Genomic DNA, 21,406 nt, shown 5'->3' with positions numbered 1-21,406 from the left:
GTTTTGGGGACGTCGGGGGCACTGGTGGCATCGGGGGCGTCGGGGGCCTTGGAGGCGTCAGGGATTCCGTCAGGCATGGCGCCAACCCTACGAACCCGTCCTGATGACCCGTCAACCAGGTTCCGTCCGACCTGACTTCGCGGGAGCGAGGCACCGTTCGCGCCGTCGAGCGTCCGGCAGCCGACCGGGCGACGACCGGCCGTCATCGTCCGGGAGACTTCGCGGCCGGCGGGAACGGCGACCGCGACACTGGGTTCTGTTTCGCACGAAGCGCGGGACGAAGCGGGGGTGCAGGGCGCACGGTCGGCGGCTCTCGGCCGGTCGAGTACACGGTCCTCGCCTTTACGGCGACCGCACTGTCTCGCGGCCCTGGCGGGGGCCTCCGGCACCGCGATTCACCGGTACGCCCGGCAGGTCACCACGGGCAATACCAGTGACCAGCCTCTCCCCGGGCCGACTCGCCTGTACCGTCGGACACGTCTCCGGAGGCATCAGCCGGAGCAAGTTCGCGGTGTGCGCGGGGGGATGCAGGCATGGAGATCGAACTGGCGGCCGCCGTGGCCGCGTTGCGGGACGAGCTGACCGAGGCCGCCGCCTCCGGCAGCGGGCAGGAGATCAGGTTCCGCGTGGGGCCCATCGAGCTGGAGTTCGCCGTCGAGATCCGTCAGGACGTCAGGGCGAAGGCGGGGTTCCGGGTCTGGGTGGTCTCCGGTGACGGCGAGGCGGGAGCGGTCCGGGGCCGGACGCACCGGGTCAAGGTGGCCCTGACGCCGGAGGGTCTCGACGGGGACGTCCTGATCCACAGGAGGCGGCTGACGGAGCCGGGGCCGGGCGACGTGTCCGGCCGCATCGGGAACTGACGCGGCCGGGAACGGGACCGAGGGCACGACCGGGGCGAAAGGCATGGCCGGCCCGGCTGCGGGCGCGGTGAGGACGTACGGGGGGCGGCGGCACGGTGAGCGATGACCTGATGGTCGGGGTGGACGGGCCCGAGGACACGGGGTCGGGGTACGTCATAGCCCCCGGCCTCGTCCTCACCTCGGCGCACGTCGTGCCGGCGGTGGGCGGGGCGGTGACGTTCTTCCACCCCGGCGAGGAGGGGCAGTACGCCGCGACGGTGGCCTGGCGGGGCACGCCCGGAGGATGCGACGACGCGGCCCTGCTGCGCTTCGATCACGAGCATCCGGACGCGGAGGGAGCACCGCGGCCGGTCGCGCCGGCCCGGTGGGGGCGGCTCGTCACCCACCGGCCCGCGACCGACTGCGAGGCCTGGGGCCTGCCGGCCGCCGTCCAGCGGAAGATCCGTGCGCCGGAGATCCTGCACGTGACCGGAACCGTCAACCGGGCGGACCGCTCCGTCGCCGACCGCCATCTCATGCGCCTGACGGAGCGGGTCGTCCCGTGCACCGACGCGTCCGGGCGGAAGATCTCGCCCTGGGCCGGCCTCTCGGGCGCGGCCGTGTTCTGCGACGGGCTGCTCACCGGGGTGGTCGGCACGGACTTCGGCGGTTTCGAGCACACCCGGCTGGAATTGGCGCCTGCCTACGTCCTGCTCCACGACGACGACTTCCGCCGGGTCCTGGCGGAGCACGGGGTGGCGACCGCGGCGGAACCGGCGGAGTGGGCCGGGCGGACGTCCGGCATCGACGACCGCCTCGCGACACCGGACCCGCCGGCCTCACCCGCCGCGCTGCTGGAGGCCTGCCACGCCGTCGTCCCCTTCCGCGGTCGCGAGGAGTTGCTCGCGGAGTTACTGCGCTGGTGCGAGCGGCGCGGCCCCGGCGTACGTCTGGTACACGGGCCGGGAGGGCAGGGCAAGACGCGGCTCGCCCTCGAACTCACGGCCCGGCTGGCCGGCGGGCGCACGGCGGTGGTGTGGCCGAAGGCCGACGCGCAGGCCGAGGCACTGGCGGCGCTCGCCGACACGGCCGTTCCGCTGCTGGTCGTCCTCGACTTCGCCGAGACCCGTGTCGAGCAGCTGACCGCCCTGCTCGCGACGGTCGCCGCGCACCCCGTCCAGGAGCCGTTCAAGGTGCTGCTGCTCGCCCGGCACGCCGACGACGACTGGTGGCAGCCGGCACGGCGGGCGAACAGCGGCACCCGGGACCTTCTCGACGGCCTGGCCTGCGCTCCGCTGCCGCCGCTGGAACCATGCCCCGAAGACCGTGCCGAGGCCTACCTGGCCGCCGTGGGGCACCTGGCTCACGCCCTGACGACGGTGGGCGGGCAGGAGCACCACGCGTGGCCGGAGGTGGCCGCCGCGGTGACGGGTGCCGTACGGCGCGAGCCCGGCCGGCTGGCCGGCCCCGGCCTGGACCGGGCCCTCACCCTGCACATGACCGCGCTGGCCGACCTCCTGGACGAAGCCGTCCGCACCGCCGCGGCCCGCCCGGGGGCCGCGCCGGAGCCGGCCCCAGCGGCCGGTGCCGAGACCGTACGCGTGGAGCAGCGGCTGCTCGATCACGAGTCCGGGTACTGGGCGAGGGCCGCCCTGCGGTACCTGCCCCCGGACCTGGACGAGGAGACCCGCGGGGACGCCCTCGCCGCGGCCTTCCTGTGCGTCCCCGACACCCGCCGCCAGGCGGAGGCCCTGCTCGGCCGCCTCTCCTACCTCAGCGACCGCGGACGCGCGTGCCACCGGGCCCTCACCCGCTGGATCGCCGCGCTCTACCCGCCCCGCGACGGCAGGGCGTGGGGCTCCCTGCGGCCGGACCGGCTGGCCGAGTACTTCGTGGGACGGCGGCTGACCGAGAACCCCGACCTGGCATCGGACCTGCTCGGCGGCGCGACGGCGGCGGACGGCCGCGCGCCGTACGACCTCACGGACGCCCAGAACGCGCGGCTCCTCACCGTCTACGCCCGGGCCGCCGCCCACCCCGCCCACCGCGACGCCCTCGACGCACCCCTCACGGAGCTGTGCGTGCGCCGGCGTGACGTGCTGACCGGTCCCGCCGTCGACGTCGCCACGCGGGTCGAGCGGCCGGGCCCGCTGGTGGCGGCTCTGGAGCGGCTGGCCGGCGGGGTGGGCGCCACGCCGGAGGAGTTGCTGGAGCTGGCCGATCGCCTGCCGCGGCCGACGCACGCCCTGGGGTCGCCGGCCGCGAAGGTGACCGAGCGGCTCGTGGAGATCCACCGCGAATGGGCCCGCGAGGACGCCGCCCGGCTGCCCGGCCTGGCCCTGATGCTGCGCCGGCTGACCGGCCGCCTCGGTGACGTGGGGCGGAAGCGGGAGGCGTACGCGGCCACCGAGGAGGCCGTCGTGCTGTACCGGCGGCTCGCGCGGGAGGATCCGGCCGCCTACCGGCCCGATCTGGCCGCCGTCCTGCACAACCTGTCGCTGACGGCCCGTGCTCTGGGCCGGCTGCGGGAGGCCCTGGCGGCAGCGGAGGAGGCCGTCGGCCTCTACCGCGAGCTGCGACTCGCCCGGCCGGACGCGGACGAGTTCCGGTCCGGCCTGGCGCACGGCCTGGGCGCGCTCGCCCAGGCCGAGGGCGAACTGGGCCGCCCCGAGACGGCGATGACGGCGATGGACGAGGAGGTCGGTCTCCGGCGCGGCCTGGTCGCGGAGCACGGCGACGACGCCCTGCCGGAGCTCGCCGCGGCCCTGAACAACCGGGCCGTCTGGCTGACGGAGTGCGGACGCGTCGAGGAGGCGCTGTCGGCGAGCGCGGAGGCCGTCGCCCACTACCGGTCCCTGGCCGAGCGCCGCCCGGACGCCTTCCGCAACGGCGTCGCCCGCAGCCTGGGCACCCACTCCACCGGCCTGCACCTCGTCGGCAGGACGCGGGCCGCGCTGGAGGCGGCCCAGGAGGCCGTCGACATCCGGAGCGGACTGGCCGCCGAACGTCCTGAGACCTACCTCGCCGACCTCGCGCTCAGCGTGCACTCCCTCGCCCTCGACCTGGCCGGGGCGGGACGGCGGGACGAGGCCCTGGCGCGGGCCGAAGAGGCCGTGGGCCTCTACCGGCAGCTGGCGGAGCGGGAGCCCGCCGGGTTCGGGCACCGGCTGGCCAACTCCCTCAATTCCTACGCCCACCGGCTGAACGACGTGGGGCGGCCGGCAGACGCGCTGGCGGCGGCCCGGGAAGCGGTCGGCCGCTACCGGCCGTTGTTCGCGGCGGAGCCCGGGGCGTTCGGGGCGGATCTCGCCATGAGCCTGGACACGCTGGCCACCCAGCTGGAGGAGACCGGGGATCCGGAGGAGGCCGTACGGGCCGGCGAGGAGTCGGTCGGCCTGTACCGCGCGCTCGTCGAGCGGCGCCCCGACGCCCCGCTCGACGACCTGGCCTCCGCCCTGCACAACCTCTCCCGCCGGCTGCTCGCCGTGGGAAGACCGGACGAGGCCCTGGCGGCGCTGGACGAAGTCGTCCGCCTCCACCGCCGCCCGGCGGTGCCGGACACGGCCGACCGGGCGCGGGCCGCGCTGGCGGACGCCCTGCTGGCCCGGGCGCACTGCCTGAACGACGCGGGGCGGACGGCGGACGCCGTGGCGGCGGCGGCCGAGGCGGTGGAGCTGTACCGCGCCCTCGTACGGCGGGACGCGGAAGCCCACACCCGCGGGTTCGCCACGGCGCTGTCCGGCCTCTGGCTCCTGCGGTCCGGGGCCGGGCAGGCGGCGGAGGCACTGGCTGTGCTGGAGGAGTCCATCGAGGTCGGCGGCCGTCTGTTGCGACAGGACGCCGGTGCCGGCCCGGCGCACGGCGACGAGTTGTTCGTGCTCGGCACGCAACTGGCCGCGGCGGGCCGCCCGGACGACGCGGCGGACGTCCTGCGCCGGGCCGTCACCGCCCTCCGGCCACCGTCCGGGAACGGCTCCGCCGACCCTCATCCCCGGCTGCTCCCGGCCCTGTCCTCCCTGGTGACGTCCCTGATCGCGGCGGGACGCCGCGCCGAGGCGCTGCCCGTCGCCGAGGAGGTGACCGGCCTGCTCGACGGCCTCGCGCGGCCGGACGGCGCCGGCCGGGGCTCGCTGGCGTACGCGCTGTGGGTCCTCGGCTGCCTCCGGCACAACGCCGGCCGGCGGGACGCCGAGGAGACCCTGCGCCGGGCCGTCGCCGTCGCGGACGCCCTGCCTGCCGCCGGCGAACGCTACGTCGTCCGCGCCCTGGCCCGTTCGGGGCTGGGCGTGCACCTGGTGGAGGGGGGCAGGGCGGCCGAGGGTCTGCCGTACGCCCGGGAGGCCGTCGCCACCGCGCGCGGCCTGGCGGGCGCGGATCCCGCCCACGGGAGGTTGCAGGCCCTGACGCTGGTCGACCTCGGCCGCCTCCTGGCACTGGTCCCGTCGGCGCACGACGAGGCCTTCGACGTCTCGGCGGAGGCCCTGGCCGTGTCCGAACGGGCGGCGGCGGCCGACGCCTCGGCCGGCGAACCGCTCCTGGTCTGGGCCCGGGCCCACCACGGCCTGCGGCTGAGCGAGGCCGGACGGCACCCGGAGGCCCTGGACCTCACCGCCCGGGCGGTCTCCCTGAGCCGCACCCTGGCCGCCCGCCACCACGCGGCCCACCGCGACCACCTCGCCTTCGCGCTCTTCGCGTACGCCAGGACCCGGCTGCTCGCGAACGCCTTCCGGGAGGAGGCGAAGGCCGCCGCCACCGAAGCGGCCACCCTGTGGCAGGCCCTCGCCGAGACCGAGCCGGGGCTCACCGCGCCGTACTTGGGCGCGGTGACGGACACTCGGGCACGCCTGGCCGCCTCGCCGGCTCTGGGTGAGGGGGCGGGCGAGCGGTGATGGTGAGGCGGGTGAGTCTGGGGAGGCTGGGGAGGCCGTCCTCCCTCCCCCGGCCGCAGATCACGGCTCGTCGCCCCGAGCCCCTGCTCCGGCAGCGCCGTCCGCGGGTACACCGCGTCGCGCGCCTGATCCCGGCAGCGGCCGTTGAGGGCGATCCGTCGCAGGAGCCCGGGCTGTCTCGTCGAGCCTGGGCAGGGGGCGAGGACGAGGGTGCCGGGCCGGGCGTGCGGAGTCAGGGTCGCCGGGTCGGCCCGGCGGGCGGGGCAATAGGGCGCGCCGCCGGTCTCGCCGCTGTTTCGCGGACCGGTGCGCCGACTGTGGACGTCGTGGCTCTGAGGCACGCGGGGCGGCCGAAGCCGACGGGAAATGCGGCGCGTCGGTACCACCGCATGGCGGCGGTCCCCCGTTCACCAGCGGCTCGCGACGGTGACCGGCGTACCCAGGTACTACTCATCCGCAGTCGAGTACCTGCGCCCACGCGGGCCGTGGCACCGCCCTCCTACGTTTGTGATCATGAGCGCTGTTCCGAGGAGTCGCCCCGCCCGCCTGGCCCTGTGGTCCGCCGGCGGTCTGCTCGCCGTCGGCGCGATCGGCGGCTCGTACGTGGCCGGCCTTCGACTGTGGAACGGCACACCGTACCCTCCGGCAGACCCCGACCGAATCGCCGTACGGCTCAAGGCGCAGGCGCAACGGGTGTACGACGAGGCGGCTCTGCCGCGGACCCCCGAGGCGCCCTCCCGGGTGGGCACGAGCGCCTGCGACTACCGCGGGCTGCGGTCCATTGCCCATATCGACCAAGGCCGCCGGGACGTACGCCGCTTCGAACTGTCGTGGCGCGTCACGGATGTTCCGGAGGCCACGGCCCGGTCCGCCGAGGAGCGCACCCGTCGTCGCCTGGAACGCCAGGGATGGAAGCTGACGCTGCAAGACGTCTCCGACCACGGGTTTTGGTTCGAGCAGCCCGTGAGCGGAGACACGATCGACGTGGACTGGTACCGGTCCACGGGAACCTACGCCGTGACCGCCTACGCCCCCTGCGGCAAGGTGCCGGACGGCTTCGACGAATACGCCTGGGCCGGGGCCGGCTGGTCGCCCGAGTAGGCTCCGAGCACTCGGCCGGCGGTGCGGCCGCCGGCCGGAGCTTGTCGGCCGGAGCTGTCGGCCGGAGTTGTCGGCCGGAGTTGTCGGCCGGAAGGCCACGGCTCCCGACGGCCGCGAGCATGCCGTCGCTCGGCAGGTCTCAAGCGCCGTGCATCCGCAGTGGCCGCGTCGGCCCCGGGCGTGAAGCCGAGGGCCGGGCCGGTCGCGGGGACGCACTGACCGACGCGCTTGCTTCAGTGCTTCGACCGCAGCCGGGCGCTTCGGCTTCAGCGGATGGACCGCCGATTCCTCATCGGGCTCTCGGACCAGTTCCTCCGGCAACTCCCTTGCCCGCGCCGGGCTTCAGCTTCACCGCCGGGCGGAACCAGCGCGGACGGCACGATGCCGGCAGCCCTCCCGGCCTCCTCACCTGGGCGCCGCGCGCCGCACCGGTCGAGCGGCGAGGTGCGTTCGGCAGCCCTGCGTCGCGACGGCTCCCGGTAGGGTCTGATGTGATGCGCCGGACGGAGATCGTGAGGGACTCGCGGCCATGGGGGGGTGGGTAGGAAAGTCCCCGGCATGGGCTCGGGACCGGATGGATATCCGTGCCCCCGCCCCCCACCGCCGCCGTCCGGTCGTTGCAGTGGGTCCCTTCAGCCGCCGCGGCGTACCCGGGCCGCCTTCCGGGCCTCGGCCATCATGCGGGCCTCCCCGGCCTTGCGGGAGGGCTTGCCGCCGCTGCCGCGCGAGGCGCCCTTGCCGGTGCCCAGGCCGCGGAAGGGAACGTTGGTGTTCTTGGCTCGTGGCGCATCGGCGGGCTTGCCGTCGAGCGGAATGCCGGAGGGGGCCTTGGCCCCGGTGATGCGGCTCAGCTCCGCCTCGCCCGAGCGCACCTTGGTGACCGTCGCCTCGACGCCGGCCTCGGCCGTCAGCCGGCTCGTCTCCCGGCGCCCACCGGGCAGCACCAGGGTGACGACGCTGCCCGCCCGACCCGCCCGGGCGGTGCGGCCCGCGCGGTGCAGGTAGTCCTTGGCGTCGGTGGGCGGATCGACGTTGACCACCAGGTCCAGGTCGTCGACGTGCAGACCGCGAGCCGCCACACCGGTCGCCACCAGCGCGGTGATCCGGCCGTCCTTGAACTGCGCGAGAGTCCGTGTGCGCTGCGGCTGCGACTTGCCGCTGTGCAGGGACGCGGCGTGCACACCATTGGCCCGCAGATGCTTGGTGAGCTGGTCGACGGCGTGTTTGGTGTCCAGGAACAGCAGGACACGACCGTCACGGGCCGCGATCTCCGTGATCACGGCGTAGCGGTCGGGGCCGTGGACGACCAGCACGTGGTGTTCCATCGTCGCGACCGGGGCTGCGGACGCGTCGGCCGAGTGGACGACGGGGTCGCGGAGGTAGTGGCCGACCAGATGCTCGACGTCACGGTCCAGCGTGGCCGAGAAGAGCATCCGCTGGCCGCCGGGCCGCACCTGGTCGAGCACGCCGGTGACCTGCGGCAGGAAGCCCATGTCGCACATCTGGTCGGCCTCGTCGAGGACGGTGATCCGGACGCGGCCCAGGGCGCAGGCCTTGCGCTCGACCAGGTCGTGCAGACGTCCCGGGGTGGCGACGACCACCTCGGCGCCGTCGCGCAGCGCGGCAGCCTGCCGGCCGATCGACATGCCGCCGACCACCGTGGCGATCCGCAGCCTGAGCGCGTCCGCGTACGGCGCGAGCGCCTCGGCGACCTGCTGGGCCAGCTCCCGGGTGGGCACCAGCACCAGGGCGAGGGGCTGCTTCGGCTCGGCACGCCGCCCGGCCGTCCGGGCGAGCAGTGGCAGACCGAAAGCAAGCGTCTTGCCCGACCCGGTGCGCCCACGCCCCAGGACGTCCCGCCCCGCCAGGGCGTCGGGCAGCGCGGCCGCCTGGATCGGGAAGGGCTCGCGCACACCGCGCTCGGCGAGTACGCGCAGGACCTCGGCCGGGAGCCCCAGGCCGTCGAACGAGGCCGCCGGGGTCGCCGCGGGAGTCAGGGGCGCGGGCTGGGCAGGGTCGTGGTGCGTGGCGTCGGAGCCCGGATGAATCACGTAATGCCTTCCGCAGGGGAAACGAACCGAGGAAGGCCTGGCAGCGACGGACAGCCGGCCGACAAGAACATTCGGAAAGACCGATCGGACAGACCGAGATGACCGCGAGGACGCGCGCCACCGGCCGCCACGGCCGCTCGAACACACGATGATAACGCACACGACGAGCCCTTCTCCTGGCGCTCCTTCGTCTGGTGGCGGTCGCCTGGGCGCTGCGGTCGTCCCTCGGCACCCGGAGGGTGGGGACTGATCAGCCCCGGCGGCCCGGCGGGCCGGAGCCGGTCCGGGACGGGCAGGCCACCGGGTGGCAGGTCGGCGGGAGGTGCCCGGGGGGCGGTCAGTGGCTGTCCAGCACGCGAGTGGCCGCGATGCGGCCGGCCGGGTCGACGTCGACCTCGGTGGAGGTCGGGCAGCAGAGGGTAGCGACGACGCGGTGGCCCTCCTCGCGACGGGGGGACGGCGTGGTGATCGAAGAAACCCGTGACCGCGGTGCGGGCTGAAGGACCGATGAGGCTAGCGCCCGTCGTCAGCGCCCTCGGCGGCGTGATGGGCCGAGGCCGGTGCGGGGATCCGGGGGTCGTGGGGCAGGAAGGCGCGCGTCGCGGTGCGGGCCCTTGGGGCGGAGACCGCCTCGGCAGAACCTGCCTATCGCCGAAGCGTACGACTGCCCGCCGGAGGCCACCGTCATCGGCGCCGTCGTCCCACCCGGGGACGAGCCTTACAGGGAAAGGCGCACGACCTGATGATGACAACCTGCGTCCGGCTGGTCCGCGCGGGATTGGTCCTTATCCGATAGAGCGGACTACGCGCGCGCCGCGGGCCACCGCAGCCGAATCCGGTCCGCGGGGCTTGAGAGTTCGGGCTCCCAGCCGCGTGCCGTGGCCGCCTCGATCACGTAGGCGCCGCCCACACCGCGGTACTTCCGCAGCGGAACTTCGCACTCCATGGGCGCTCCCGATTTCCTCCTTCCCTTGGGCATCGAGGCTCGCTCCGTCCTGCGGTCCAGGTACCTGTCGACCCGGGCCCGATAAAAGTCGGCGTCGCCTTCATGCCGTAATTCGGGCCAGGTCACAACCCACCCGGGGTAGAGCGGCTCTTTGTTCTCCATCTTCATTCCCACCTTGTTCCCGACGCGTTCGACGGCCCGCTCGGCGCCCGGGATGATCGCGAGGACATCCAGGAAGGGGGCGAAGAAAAGAAACGCGACGACGAAGGCCAAGAGCAGCAACCACCAGAGCGGCAGCACGACCACCGTGGCGACGAACAGCGGCACCAACCGCCGGACCGGACGGGCCGGTACGGCCTGCCGCAGTCCGGAGCCATCGGAGACGAGCGAGGAGTCTTGGTAGGCGTACATGGGCGGCATCATCCCCTGAGGGGCCGGCCGCTCGCGACCATCGGCTGTGAGGGAGCACAGGGATGCGTCCCGACCTGGTCAGCTGAGTACGCGGTCTACTCGTCGTGAGTGAGTAGGCTGCCGAGCACTGGCTTCGTCCCCGTCCGCCCCGATTTGGACATCGCTTCATTTGGTGAGCCGGCGGTAGCCGAGGAGGACTGTGGCCGTGCCGACGAAAGCGAGGAAGTGCTCGGCTTTGCGTTCGTAGCGGCGGTGTAGGCGCCGGCATCCGGCCGGCCAGGACACGGTCCGTCCGACGACCCAGCCGTGCCGGCCCAGTCACCGGGAGGACGCGACGCCCTTGCGGGCGGTGCGGTGGGCGATGCCGCGCTTGCGCATGTCGGCGCCGGAGATGCCCAGCAATAGGGGCAGGCCGTTCCGGTCCGTGATCAGGTGGATCTTCGATCCGCTCTTGCCACGGTCGGTCGGATTCGCTCCGGTCAGTGGCCCCCTCTTGACGCCCGGACGCTGACCGAGTCGATCGCGCACCGCGACCGGTCCAGGTCACCGCGAGCGCCGAGATCATCGAGGATGACGCGGTGGAGCCGGGCTCAGACCCGCTGCCGGCTCCACTGGGCGAACCGCCGGTAGACCGTCTGCCGGCAAGGCCCGAAGACCGGTGGAAGCTGCCGCCAGGCGCAGCGCGACATGACCACAAAGACGATCGCCGCCAAGGCCTCGCGGTCACCCGCCCGCCGACGGCCCCCGCCCTGCGGGCGTATGACCTCTGCCGGAGGCACCACCCGCCGGAACAGTTCCCACAACTCGTCCGGCACCGGCCGCTCAACCAAATCCGCCTTGAGCCGTTCAACGCCCCAAGCGCCAAAAGGAACGATGTCAAGGCGTCGCCAACGGGCATGCCATCCCCCTGGATGCGGCCGGCGGGAAAGACAGGCAGACCGATTCAGGCATCGCGCTTCACGCCACCGATGGTCTTGTCGGTATCGCCCCGACGGCCGGACGTCCAGGCTTCGCCGCGTACCGCGCGAGCGGCTGACTTCGCGGCGGCGTTCGACGCCCCGTCGGCGGACCCGCTCGCGCAGGTCGTCTCGATCGCGGCGGTGGCGGTTCGCCACGCGCGGGGGCGACCGTGCCCCGACGCATGTCCTGGGCCGGGAATGGACGGTGATGACGGAGAGCAGCCGGGCCCTATGCCGCTGCGTCGCCTCGGACAGCGCGGGGAGGGCGGACGGTTCGGCTGTGTCTCGTCAGCGTGCACCGGTCCGGATCCGGGCCCGGTCGGGACGCACTGGTGCGTCATGTCGCAGGGGCCGGCCCGTCCCGAAGGGCGGGCCGGGGCGGGGACCAGCCACATCGTGCAGCGCCGGGCGGCGCGCCCGAGGTAGGCGCCCATCGGGTGTCGGGGCGACGCCTCGCTGCCGCCGCCGGTCCCCGGCGGGTGGGGGGGCCGGCGGCGGCAGGCGGTTCGCGGCGTGGTCAGTCCGGTGTCAGGGGCTCGACCGGTGGGCCGCGGGCGGGGGGACGTCTCAGGACATGAGGTCGTTCACCCGCGGAGCGACGAGACCGAAGAGGTCCCTAACGGTGGTGAGGGCCGCGTTCTGAAGCGTGGCGGCGGGGACGGTGGTGCCGTCGGGAGCCTGGAGCGGCCGGGTGGCGGTGGCCTCGGCGACGACGGTGGGGCGGTAGCCGAGGTGGAAGGCGCCTTGGGCGGTGAACGAAACGCACATGTGGGTCATGAAGCCGGCCAGCACCAAGTCGGGTCCGGCGTCCAGCGTGCGCAGCGTGGCCTCCAGGTCGGTGGCGTGGAAGGCGTTGGGGAATCGCTTGACCACCACCGGCTCTCCCTCCAGGGGAGCGACCTCGTCGCTGATCGCGCCGATGTCGGCCCGGATGTCGTACGGGGTGCCGGGGCCGCCGTCGTTGACCACGTGCACCACCGGGGCGCCCAGGGCCCGGGCGGCGCTCAGCAGCCGGGCGCCGGCGGCCAGGGCGGCCTCGGCGCCGTCGAGGGACATGACGCCGGTGCGGTAGGTGTTCTGGAAGTCGATCATGACCACCGTGGTGTCCCTCAGGTGCGGCAGCCGGTTGTCGAGGCCGCTGACGTCGCGCAGGGTCGTCGAAGCGAGCATGGGAGTACTTCCTCTCAAGTAGGGGTGACGCAAGGGCTGTTCGGGCATGCCGGAGCACGCGGTGGCCCGGGGTGGCGGACGAGGCGCGGGGCCTGCCGACGCCGGGCCGGGGGAAGCAGGGAAGAAGCGCGGGCGGAGGCGCCGGGTCAGGTGGTGCGGAAGCGGCGGCGGTACGCGCCCGGGGTCGTGTTGATCTGCCGGCGGAACGCCCGGTGCAGGGTTTCCACCGAGCGCAGGCCGCAGGCGTGGGCGACCTGCTCCAGGGGCTGGTCGGTGGTCTCCAGCAGGCGGCGGGCGGCCTCCACCCGTGCCGCTTCGACGTAGGCGGCTGGGGTGACGCCCGTCTCCTGGGTGAAGACCCGGGAGAAGTGCCGTTCGCTCAGGCACATCCGTGCCGCCAGGGCGGCCGCCGACAAGTCCTGGTCGAGGTGTTCGCCGATGTGGTGGCGCAGTTCGTCGATCTCCCTGCGGGACGCTGCCGGGCGACTGATCGGCACGCTGAACTGGCTCTGGCCGCCCGGGCGTTTGAGGTAGACGACCAGTTGGCGGGCCACGGCCAGCGCCAGGTCCTCGCCGTGGTCCTCGGCGACCAGGGCGAGCGCCAGGTCCAGGCAGGCGCTGATGCCCGCTCCGGTCCACACCCGGCCGGAACGGACGAAGATCGGGTCCGCGTCGACGTCCACCCTCGGATGGTCCGCGGCGAGCTGCGCCGCGGTGGACCAGTGCGTCGTCGCCTTCCTGCCGTCCAGCAAGCCGGCCACCGCCAGCAGGTGGGCGCCCACGCACACCGAGGCGACGCGCCGCGCGTGGGGAGCCGTGGTCGCGATCCACTCCACGAGGTCCTCGTCGATCCGGGGCCTCGGGCCCTCGCGCCCGGGGTCGACCGCTCCGGGGACGAGCAGCGTGTCCACCGCCGTCCCGACATCGCCCATGCTCAGGTCGGTCACGAGGCGTACCCCCGCCGACGTCGTCACGGCCTCCCCCGCCGGACCGGGACCGGCGAGGCGGACCTCGTACGCGGCACGGTCACGGCTCTCCCGGTTGGCCAGGGCGAACACCTCGGCCGGGCCGGTGACGTCGAGGAGGTCGACGTCGGGAAAGACCGCGATCACAACGCGGTGGTGCGTTTGGGGCATGCCCCCATCCTCCGGGCGGCACCGCCATGGCCGCAATGACGTGCTTCTGTCACATTCGGACATCGGGGCCCGGGTCCGGGTTCGGGCCCGGCACGGTGTGCCCAGGCCCCACCGGGGCAGCGGCGCGTCCGGCCCGGCGGGGACGTCCCGACACGTTCGCCCACCCTCGGGGCTTCCCCGGACCGGCCCATTTCGGCCGCGCCTTTGCCCCCGGCCCTCCACCCGCCGTGGCACGGCCGGCCGCCCTAGGAGGGCACCGCGTTCCCTGGGTCGGGGCCCCGGCAGCATCGATGAACGGACACCCACAACCGTGGGACGTGGAGGTGGTGAGCGGCGCGGCACGTCAGCGCCTGGCCGGCGCCTTGCAGACAGCCCGCGCCGGGAGGGCGCGCCTCGGGGGGCTTCCCGCATTCCGAAGGGATCTACGCGCAGGCGCACCAGACAGGGCGGGCGGCGTTCGACGCCGAACTCTGTGGGGCGCCGTCAGGCGTTGCGCCACCGGGCGCTTCCCCGGCGACCCACGAGCCGCTCGCTGATCAAGGCTGTGCGGCGGTGTTGGGCGAACGAATCCGGGACGCGGGTATGAGCATCGTGCTCGATCGTCAACCGCCCTTGCGGTCACGGAACCCGCGACACCTTTGCCGAGCCGGGCGGCGAAGGCCTGCCGAAAGGCTTTGACCCTACATTTACCTCTTTGTACTGTCTGCGGAGTGAACTCTCTCCTCAAGCCGCTCGGCACGGCCGACGCCCGCGACCTCGCGACCTTGCGCGAAGAAGCCGAACGCGTCGACAGGACGGGTCTGCACGAGGACGAGGAGGATGTCCGCCACGAGCTCACCGACCCCAAGCTGGACTTGGCGCACAACAGCATCGGCCTCTGGCAGGATTCCCGGCTTGTCGCGTACGCGATGGTGTACGAGCCGGAGCGGGTACGGGACATCGCCCGCTTCGGATCCGCCGCAGTCGTCCATCCCGACCGGCGCCGGCAAGGGATCGGTACGCAGCTGGTCGACTGGATGCGCGGCCGGGCGGAGGCGATCCGGGCGGAACGCCATCCCGGAGCGCCGGGAGAACTGCTGATCGACGGGGCGGCCGGCAACGCGGGGCTGGCCGCACTGGCCCGACAGGCCGGGTTCGAGGCCCGCCGGTACTGGTTCAGCATGACGCACGACCTGCGCGCGGAGCGGCTGCCCGCCGCGACGGCGCCGACCGGTCTGCGCCTGGTTCCCTTCGACGCGGCTTTCGACGAAGCGACCCGCCAAGCGCACAACGACGCGTTCCGCGACCACTGGAATCACACCGAGACGGACAGAGTCGACTGGCACACCTGGTTCACCGGGGACCGCTCGTTCCGCGCCGGCCTCTCCGCTCTGCTGCTCGACACCGACGGCCGCGTCGCGGCCTACCTCCTCGCCGACGAATACGTCGCCGACAGCACCGCCACGGGGCAGCGTTCGTGCACCATCGGACACTTGGGCACCCGGCCGGCGCACCGGGGCCGGGGCGCGGCGCGGGCCCTGCTGGCGCACACACTGACTGCGGCCCTGCGCCAGGGGTACGACAAGGCGGAGCTGATCGTGGACTCCGCCAATCCGACCGGGGCGCTGGAGCTCTACGAGCGGACGGGTTTTGTGACCGAGCGGGAGTTCGTGACGTACGGCCGGCCGCTAGCCTGAGAGAGTGAGTGCGGAACCACGCGCGCAGCACGAAACCCAGCCCCTCCAGATCGAAGACGAGGCTCCCGTCCAGCGCCTCCGCGCGGGAGCCGGACGGTGGTGCTTCCCGCCCTGAAGGGCCCGTCGACTCAGAGTCGTACGTCTGCCCGATCACGGGGAGCGGTGCGCTGTCCGACACACGGCGACCGCGCGTTCGCAGGCGGGACACGTTGACTCGGCATCCCACCGCGAGCGGCCGTCCACGCGGGCCTGGACAGTGCAGCGCGCCGGCTCCGCCCCACAGTCCTGACGCACCGCGGAGTACCCGACGCTTGCGAAAACGGCCCGCTCCATCACCCACCCCGAATAGGGAAGGGGCCGAACGACAAGGCCAAGGTCCGGGCGCGTCCGTGTGACTCCGCTGGTATGACTGACGCATGCAGGAAGAGATCGCGCAGTCCGCCGTCGACACATTCATCTCCGCCTTCAACACCTCGGAAGACCGCTACGTGACCGGTCTGCTGGCCCAAGCGCTGACCTCCGATGTGATTCTCTGGGGTCCCTTGGGACGGAGCGAGGGAATCGAGGCGGTCGAACGCTTCGTCCTGGACATCCGGCGTCACCCGGCCGGAGCCGGCACCATGGTGCGCTCCTCGGAAGTGGACATGCCGGACGAATGGGCCCGCTACCAATGGCGGTTCACCACACCGGGTGACGGCCCCCGCCTGACGGGAACGGACGTCGTCCATTTCCGGCGCGACCTCATCGACCAGATCATCGTTTTCGCCGGAGACGTCCGGGGGGTCGGCTGAACGCGGTCTCGGTCATGCGGCGTCCATCGGGCCGGGCCGAGCGGGGTGAACGGCCCGGCCCGCTCCGCGTGTCAGAGGATGGGCTGCGATGCCTCAAGGCGGGCTACGGCCTTGCGGCACGCGGCGGTGAAGTCCCAGAAGGCCGTCGTGGTGCTGGTGGGGCGGCCGGCCCGGGTGAAGTCGCCGAACATGCTCTTGCGGAGTTCGGTGGTCAGCTCCAGCTGGCCGCCCATGCCGAGCATCGTCCGGTTGCACGGGTTCTTCTCATGGTCGCCGTTGAGTTCGGGGAAGTCCGCTCCGTCGACGGTCAGGAAGCCCGCGCGCTTCAGTTCCTCGGTGAGGTACCGCCGGAAGGCGGGGTTGCGCCCGCCGATGACGACGCCTTCGGGACGGGACGGCGGCAGGCCGGCCTGCCCGCGCTGACAGCCGTGCACACTCAGGACGTTGAGGCTGGCGGCGGCCATGGAGAGGGCCATGTGGTCGTCGCAGTTCTTGGCCGTGACGTGGAGTTCGCGGTTGGACGCCGTCGTCCCGTCGCGAAGGCCCTCGAACATCCAGTAGTCGTGAACAGGGCCGCCGTCGGAGGTGACCGCGAAGGAATCCGGATGGTACCCGGCGATGCCCAGGCACAGCTCGGAGGTACCGGCCTCAATGCCGCCACCGTGCAGGGCCATGACGGTCGTGCGGCGGAACGGCGGGTTGGTGTTCAGGCTGGAGTCCAGTATCTCGTGCCGCTTGTAGCGGCGGGCGTAGTCGACGCCTTCTCTGCCCGCCAGTTTGGTGTACAGCTCGGAGTTGGAACCGTAGAGGTCCCCGTCGCCGGACGCGTGGGCGGGAGCCGCGCTCAGCGCGGAGAGCAGGGAGGATCCGGCCGCGGTGGCGACGACGGTCGCCAGTACGGTCCTGCGGCTTGCGTAGGGCTGAGGCATGGAGGTGTCTCCTTGTCGGAGGGGAGTCGGAACGGGCTTGGGCAGGGAGGGCGTAGCCGGAACGAGCGCGGAGCGTCGTGGGCGGAGCCGTAAGAGAGCGCGGAGCGTTCGCGACAAGCGCCGTACTTCACTACACCCGCAGGACTTCACTACGACCGCGAGTGACGGGCCGGCCACGGTTCCCCCCGGAGCGTGGATGTTCGATCGCCGTCTCGCGGCGCGGCAGCCAGGGTAGCCGGTCGTCGTTCGTCCGTGATCGAATCAAGACCGGATTGGATTGGATTGGACCGGATCCGTGAGGACCGGTGACCCCTCACACAGGCGGCCGGGGCGATTGTCAGTGTCGGGTGCGAGACTGCCCGGCATGAGGGAATCGAACCCGAAAGCGAACCTCCTCCGGTACTTGCAAGAGGCGCGGGAAGCCCTGCTGTGGAAGCTCGACGGACTCTTGGAGTACGACATCCGCCGGCCTCTCACCCCGACGGGCACGAATCTGTTGGGGCTCGTCAAGCACGTCGCCGGGGTGGAGGCGGGCTACTTCGGCGACACGTTCGGCCGGCCGTTCTTCGGCGAGGAGCCGCCGCCGTCCTGGTGGTACACCGAGGACGCGGAGCCGAACTCGGACATGTGGGCCACCGCGGACGAGTCGCGCGCGGACATCGTCGCGCTGTACCGCCGCGCCTGGGAGCACTCCGAGGGCACGATCGCGGCGCTGCCGCTCGACGCGACCGGGCACGTCCCGTGGTGGCCGGAGGAGCGGCGCGAGGTGACGCTGCATCACGTCATGGTGCGCGTGATCTCGGATACCCAACGGCACGCCGGGCACGCGGACATCCTGCGAGAGCTCGTGGACGGATCCGTCGGACAGGCGCGAGGGAAGTCGAACTTGCCCCCGGGAGATCAGGTCTGGTGGGAGGGGCATCGCGCGCGGCTGGAACGCGTGGCCCGCGAAGCCGACGGCCGGGCTCGTCCCGGCGCCGACGCCGGGGGCTCCCGGGCCGGCGCCGGGACGGGTGCCGGATGAGCGACGGGCGCGCCCGCCCGCCGTCCCTCCCGTTGCCGGTGCCGTTCTCGCTGCCGTTCCTGTTCCCGTTCGCCGGGAGATCCGACGGATCAGGACGGCGTGTCGTCCCCCGAGCCCGGGTCTGACGTGTCCCGTAGCATCGACCCCCGCAATTCCCGCGAAAGGTCGATGAGTTCACCGGCGAAGAGGGTGACGGTGCGGTCCCGGAACTCCTCCGGTGTCAGCCGCACGGTGACGTCCTCGCCGGTCTGTCCGACGATGACGCCTCCGGGCGACTCGGCCTTGGCCTCGTCCTGCTCGTCGGTGCTGTCGAGGGAGAGCGCGACGGCTCCCGCGACCGCCGAGCGGGCCGACTTGGCCACGCTCAGGTCGTCCAGGGCGAAGCCGATGTAGGCGGCGATCAGACTGCCGGACTCGTCGACCACCCGGATCGCCTTCGGTATCCCGTTGCCCGCGCGCGCGGTGAGCGTGGCGACGCCGGAGTCCGCGCCGTCGAGCGACAGCTTCGCCCGTCGCGTCCCCTCGCTGACGGACCGTTCCTTCGCTTCCTCCCGCTGTTTCCCGGCGAGGCGTTCCGCCTCCAGGTGCCCCGCTGCGGCCCCCTCGGCCCTCTTCAGGTCGTCCTCCGCGTCCCCGTGCTCGCTCATGGCCAAGACGCCCCTCCCCAGAGTCGCTTTCCGCCCCGCTTCCTCTTCGTCTACCCGGGCGCCGGGTGGCGAATGCCGGCGCCCGGGTAGGGCGGACGGAGCCCGCGCAGGGGCCGTGCCGGACGGTTCCCTGCGCCCGGCACGGACGGCGGCGGCCTCGGGCGGAGCTTCCGTACCTGGGCCGCAGACCGCACCATCTCGGTATGGACGGGAACGACAAGGTCGAAGCGGCATGGCGCACGATGCTGGACAGCATCGACGAGCGCGCCGCGGTGAAAGAACCGCCGCTCCGGGCGACGTTCGACGCGCTGGTACGGGAGGCGTCCGCGCAGCCGCCGCTTCGCCGCCTCTACCCCTGGACGGGTATGTGGGAACTGCATTTCAGCAGGTGTACAGAGATCCGCTTCACCTGGGACATCCCCTACATCGGTGTCGTGGGTGAGGGCCGGTACCGGGTCGAAGGACCGCTTCGGAGCAGCCCCCGGGTCGCCGAGACGGACAGCGCGCGGGCCGCGGTGGCGATGGTCGTCGAGCGTCTGCCACCGGGCTGCGGCCCGGCCTTCGCCGGCAGTGCGGCGGAACTGGCCGCTTATGAGGCGGCCCGGAGCCACGGGTAGGGCCGGGGGCATGGGCGCGAGGGGAGACGGAGGGGGGCACGGGCGACGCGGCGTCAGCGTTGGGCCTGCCATGCGTCCTTCCGCGTTCGCCGGCGGTGAGCGGTCCCTGCCGACCTCCCCTCCCCCTCCGAACAGGGCGGATCTGATTCGACGGCCGGCGACCGGGCAGTGATCTGCTGTGGTCATCCCTGTGCACGATGTGAATCCGGTGCGGCGGACCCCGTGGGTGACGTACGCGCTCGTCGTCGTCAACGTCGTGGTCTTCCTGCGCACCCCGGGCGTGACCGGCTCGGTGACCGGGGACAGCGGTCTGGCGGATCTCTGCCACCTCCATGCTTTCCTGGACCGGTGGGCGGCCGTGCCGCGTGAGCTGGTGCACGCCCGATTGCCGGAGCTGGTGCCCACCGGGCAGGTCGGCGTGGGGCCGGCCGGTGCCGGGTGCGTGGTGGGGCCGCCGGGTTACGACAAGTCGCCGCCGCTGTCCGTGCTGACCGCGATGTTCCTGCACGGCAGCTGGTTGCACCTGCTCGGCAACATGCTCTTCCTGTGGATCTTCGGGGACAACGTCGAGGACCGTCTCGGCCATGTGCGCTACCTGCTGTTCTACGGCGTCTGCGGGTACGCCGCCGCCTACGGGTTCGCCCTGGCCGACGCCGATTCCGGCACCCCGCTCATCGGCGCCTCGGGGGCCATCGCCGGGGTGCTGGGCGCCTACCTCGTCCTCTTCCCCCGGGCCAGGGTGTGGGTCCTGGTGCCGTTCCTGCTCTTCCTGCCCTTGCGTCTGCCTTCCTGGGTGGTGCTCGGGATGTGGTTCGTCCTGCAAGCGGTGTACTCCTACGGCGCGGGCGTCTCCCAGGCCGCGACCGTGGCGTATCTGGCACACGTGGTCGGTTTCGTGACGGGGATGCTGATCGCCTGGCCGCTACGGCGGGGCGCTCCCCCTCCGCCCGAGCCGCCCGGGCCGCAGTGGGGCCGACGGGTCCGGCCCGGGGCGCCGTGGTGATCGCGGCGGACCCGCGTCCGTCCGACCGACCGACCTCCGTTCCTCCCAAGCGTCAGCGGAAGACCGGCGGAGCCGGCGGCGTGCGGCCGGAGGCCGACGGCTCCTCCCCCGCCCCCGCCGGCCACGGCCTCCGCTCCGTCCCTCGATAGGGTCCGGCAGTGGAGATATTTCACCTGCGCTACTTCGTGGCGGTCGCCGAGAACCTCAGCTTCTCCCGTGCCGCACGGCAACTGCACATGGCCACATCGCCGTTGAGCCAGCGCATACGCGACCTGGAACGGGAGCTCGGCCGGCGGTTGTTCGACCGGGACTCCCATCACGTGGCACTGACCCCCGCCGGCGCGGCACTGCTGCCGGCGGCCAAGGACGTGCTGGGCCGGTTCGACGACCTCCCCTGGCGGCTGCGGCAGGCCCTGGGGACGGAGCGGCGGGCGGCGTACGTGGGTGTGGTGCCGGCTCTGCACCCGGCGCTCCGGGAGCGTCTCGCGCGGCTGGAGACGCGCTGCGCCGACGAGTACGACGTCAAGCGCTGGCCCGGCAACAGCGGGAACCTCGTGGCCGCCGTGCAGCGCGGCGACCTGGCCATGGCCTTGGTGCACCTGCCCGTGCACGCCGAGGGCATCGAAGTGCTGGAACTGCTGCACGAACCGCTGGGCGCGCTGCTGCCCGGCGCCGAGTTCGGCGGGCGGAGTTCGGTGTCGTTGAGCGAACTGACCGACCACACGTATGTGACCTCCGCGCCGGGCACTCTCCCGACCTATTTCGACCAGCTCAAAGTGCGGCTGAAAGCCGCGGGAATACACCGGGAGATCAACCTCGATATCGGGGATTACGCGAGCGTACGGGAAATCGTGGCGAACGGTTCGGTCTTCGGTATCACGCTGCTCAGCACGGGCAGCCGTGGCGAGGGAAAGGACACGAGCGTCGTCCTGCCGTTCCGGGACTTCTCGCCGGCCCTGGCGACCGGTCTGGTCTGGCGCCGCGACCGCGCCCGGCCGGACGGTGACCTGCACTCCCTGATCGGCGCGGCGCGGGCGGTGTTCGCCGCGCCCCTCGACGCGGCCGAGTCCCCGGATGTTTCCGCCGGTGCGCCGGGGAGCGTTTCCGCGGGTTCTCCGGCGGACGTGACCGAGGCTCCTCCCGCGGCCTCCGCCCCGCATCCGCATCCTCCCCGAGGTCTCCGCTGACCGGTCCGCCCGCCCGGCGCCTCCCTTCGC

Annotated in this window: 15 protein-coding genes and 1 pseudogene; 9 read left to right on the top strand and 7 right to left on the bottom strand. The window is 73.1% G+C overall.

What is annotated here, in order from left to right:
• Positions 1-533 precede the first annotated feature (533 nt).
• From ACSNOK_RS07155 to ACSNOK_RS07145, 3 genes are all read left to right on the top strand, one after another.
• The gene (locus ACSNOK_RS07155) at positions 534-860 is read left to right on the top strand and encodes a trypco2 family protein (RefSeq protein ID WP_436779732.1); all 327 of its coding nucleotides are present in this window, start codon (positions 534-536) and stop codon (positions 858-860) included.
• A 95-nt stretch (positions 861-955) separates the two neighbouring features.
• The gene (locus ACSNOK_RS07150) at positions 956-5,728 is read left to right on the top strand and encodes a tetratricopeptide repeat protein (protein ID WP_436779731.1); all 4,773 of its coding nucleotides are present in this window, start codon (positions 956-958) and stop codon (positions 5,726-5,728) included.
• Between the two features lie 513 nt (positions 5,729-6,241).
• On the top strand, positions 6,242-6,829 hold the full coding sequence (locus ACSNOK_RS07145) for a hypothetical protein (protein ID WP_436779730.1): 588 nt from the start codon (positions 6,242-6,244) through the stop codon (positions 6,827-6,829).
• Positions 6,830-7,461: 632 nt separating this feature from the next.
• Here ACSNOK_RS07145 and ACSNOK_RS07140 read toward each other — a convergent pair.
• From ACSNOK_RS07140 to ACSNOK_RS07120, 5 genes and pseudogenes are all read right to left on the bottom strand, one after another.
• Positions 7,462-8,877 (bottom strand): DEAD/DEAH box helicase, encoded by a 1,416-nt coding sequence (locus ACSNOK_RS07140; RefSeq protein ID WP_436779734.1) that lies wholly within the window; start codon positions 8,875-8,877, stop codon positions 7,462-7,464.
• An 805-nt stretch (positions 8,878-9,682) separates the two neighbouring features.
• Positions 9,683-10,237 carry a hypothetical protein gene (locus ACSNOK_RS07135; protein WP_436779729.1) on the bottom strand — a complete coding sequence of 185 codons (555 nt, stop codon included), beginning with the start codon at positions 10,235-10,237 and terminating at the stop codon, positions 9,683-9,685.
• Between the two features lie 165 nt (positions 10,238-10,402).
• A pseudogene (locus ACSNOK_RS07130) lies at positions 10,403-11,112 on the bottom strand (IS5 family transposase).
• Positions 11,113-11,763: 651 nt separating this feature from the next.
• Entirely contained in the window at positions 11,764-12,366 is a 603-nt protein-coding gene (locus ACSNOK_RS07125) for an isochorismatase family protein (protein WP_436779728.1), read from the bottom strand.
• A 146-nt stretch (positions 12,367-12,512) separates the two neighbouring features.
• Positions 12,513-13,502, bottom strand: a complete 990-nt coding sequence (locus ACSNOK_RS07120; protein WP_436779727.1) for a GlxA family transcriptional regulator — start codon at positions 13,500-13,502, stop codon at positions 12,513-12,515.
• 710 nt (positions 13,503-14,212) lie between these two features.
• Here ACSNOK_RS07120 and ACSNOK_RS07115 point away from each other — a divergent pair.
• Positions 14,213-15,178 (top strand): GNAT family N-acetyltransferase, encoded by a 966-nt coding sequence (locus ACSNOK_RS07115; RefSeq protein WP_436779726.1) that lies wholly within the window; start codon positions 14,213-14,215, stop codon positions 15,176-15,178.
• Positions 15,179-15,594: 416 nt separating this feature from the next.
• On the top strand, positions 15,595-15,969 hold the full coding sequence (locus ACSNOK_RS07110; protein WP_436779725.1) for a nuclear transport factor 2 family protein: 375 nt from the start codon (positions 15,595-15,597) through the stop codon (positions 15,967-15,969).
• Between the two features lie 71 nt (positions 15,970-16,040).
• Here the strand turns inward: ACSNOK_RS07110 and ACSNOK_RS07105 are convergent, their stop codons facing one another.
• Positions 16,041-16,898, bottom strand: a complete 858-nt coding sequence (locus ACSNOK_RS07105) for a poly-gamma-glutamate hydrolase family protein (RefSeq protein WP_436779724.1) — start codon at positions 16,896-16,898, stop codon at positions 16,041-16,043.
• A gap of 364 nt (positions 16,899-17,262) precedes the next feature.
• Between ACSNOK_RS07105 and ACSNOK_RS07100 the strand changes: the two genes are divergently transcribed.
• Positions 17,263-17,922 (top strand): DinB family protein, encoded by a 660-nt coding sequence (locus tag ACSNOK_RS07100; RefSeq protein ID WP_436779723.1) that lies wholly within the window; start codon positions 17,263-17,265, stop codon positions 17,920-17,922.
• 89 nt (positions 17,923-18,011) lie between these two features.
• Here the strand turns inward: ACSNOK_RS07100 and ACSNOK_RS07095 are convergent, their stop codons facing one another.
• Entirely contained in the window at positions 18,012-18,569 is a 558-nt protein-coding gene (locus tag ACSNOK_RS07095) for a hypothetical protein (protein WP_436779722.1), read from the bottom strand.
• A 203-nt stretch (positions 18,570-18,772) separates the two neighbouring features.
• Here ACSNOK_RS07095 and ACSNOK_RS07090 point away from each other — a divergent pair, with 203 nt between their 5' ends.
• The 3 genes from ACSNOK_RS07090 (at position 18,773) to ACSNOK_RS07080 (ending at position 21,376) form a co-directional block, all read left to right on the top strand.
• Positions 18,773-19,186, top strand: coding sequence for a DUF6193 family natural product biosynthesis protein (locus tag ACSNOK_RS07090; RefSeq protein WP_436779721.1), 414 nt, complete (start codon positions 18,773-18,775; stop codon positions 19,184-19,186).
• Between the two features lie 178 nt (positions 19,187-19,364).
• Complete coding sequence (locus ACSNOK_RS07085) at positions 19,365-20,189, top strand: rhomboid family intramembrane serine protease (RefSeq protein WP_436779720.1); 825 nt, start codon at positions 19,365-19,367, stop codon at positions 20,187-20,189.
• A gap of 158 nt (positions 20,190-20,347) precedes the next feature.
• On the top strand, positions 20,348-21,376 hold the full coding sequence (locus tag ACSNOK_RS07080; protein ID WP_436779719.1) for a LysR family transcriptional regulator: 1,029 nt from the start codon (positions 20,348-20,350) through the stop codon (positions 21,374-21,376).
• Positions 21,377-21,406 lie beyond the last annotated feature (30 nt).

Origin of the sequence: Streptomyces sp. URMC 126, from assembly GCF_051386555.1 — a bacterium.
Lineage (GTDB): Bacteria > Actinomycetota > Actinomycetes > Streptomycetales > Streptomycetaceae > Streptomyces.
The sequence above is the reverse complement of the archived record's forward strand: the minus strand, read 5'-3'. Positions and strand labels throughout refer to the sequence as shown.

What these genes read in the sequence shown, in the direction of transcription:
- ACSNOK_RS07155 (WP_436779732.1), top strand. Translation starts at nt 534, where the DNA reads ATGGAGATCGAACTGGCGGCCGCCGTGGCCGCGTTGCGGGACGAGCTG.
- ACSNOK_RS07145 (WP_436779730.1), top strand. Translation starts at nt 6,242, where the DNA reads ATGAGCGCTGTTCCGAGGAGTCGCCCCGCCCGCCTGGCCCTGTGGTCC.
- ACSNOK_RS07135 (WP_436779729.1), bottom strand. Translation starts at nt 10,237, where the DNA reads ATGTACGCCTACCAAGACTCCTCGCTCGTCTCCGATGGCTCCGGACTG.
- ACSNOK_RS07125 (WP_436779728.1), bottom strand. Translation starts at nt 12,366, where the DNA reads ATGCTCGCTTCGACGACCCTGCGCGACGTCAGCGGCCTCGACAACCGG.
- ACSNOK_RS07120 (WP_436779727.1), bottom strand. Translation starts at nt 13,502, where the DNA reads ATGCCCCAAACGCACCACCGCGTTGTGATCGCGGTCTTTCCCGACGTC.
- ACSNOK_RS07110 (WP_436779725.1), top strand. Translation starts at nt 15,595, where the DNA reads ATGCAGGAAGAGATCGCGCAGTCCGCCGTCGACACATTCATCTCCGCC.
- ACSNOK_RS07105 (WP_436779724.1), bottom strand. Translation starts at nt 16,898, where the DNA reads ATGCCTCAGCCCTACGCAAGCCGCAGGACCGTACTGGCGACCGTCGTC.
- ACSNOK_RS07100 (WP_436779723.1), top strand. Translation starts at nt 17,263, where the DNA reads ATGAGGGAATCGAACCCGAAAGCGAACCTCCTCCGGTACTTGCAAGAG.
- ACSNOK_RS07095 (WP_436779722.1), bottom strand. Translation starts at nt 18,569, where the DNA reads ATGAGCGAGCACGGGGACGCGGAGGACGACCTGAAGAGGGCCGAGGGG.
- ACSNOK_RS07090 (WP_436779721.1), top strand. Translation starts at nt 18,773, where the DNA reads ATGGACGGGAACGACAAGGTCGAAGCGGCATGGCGCACGATGCTGGAC.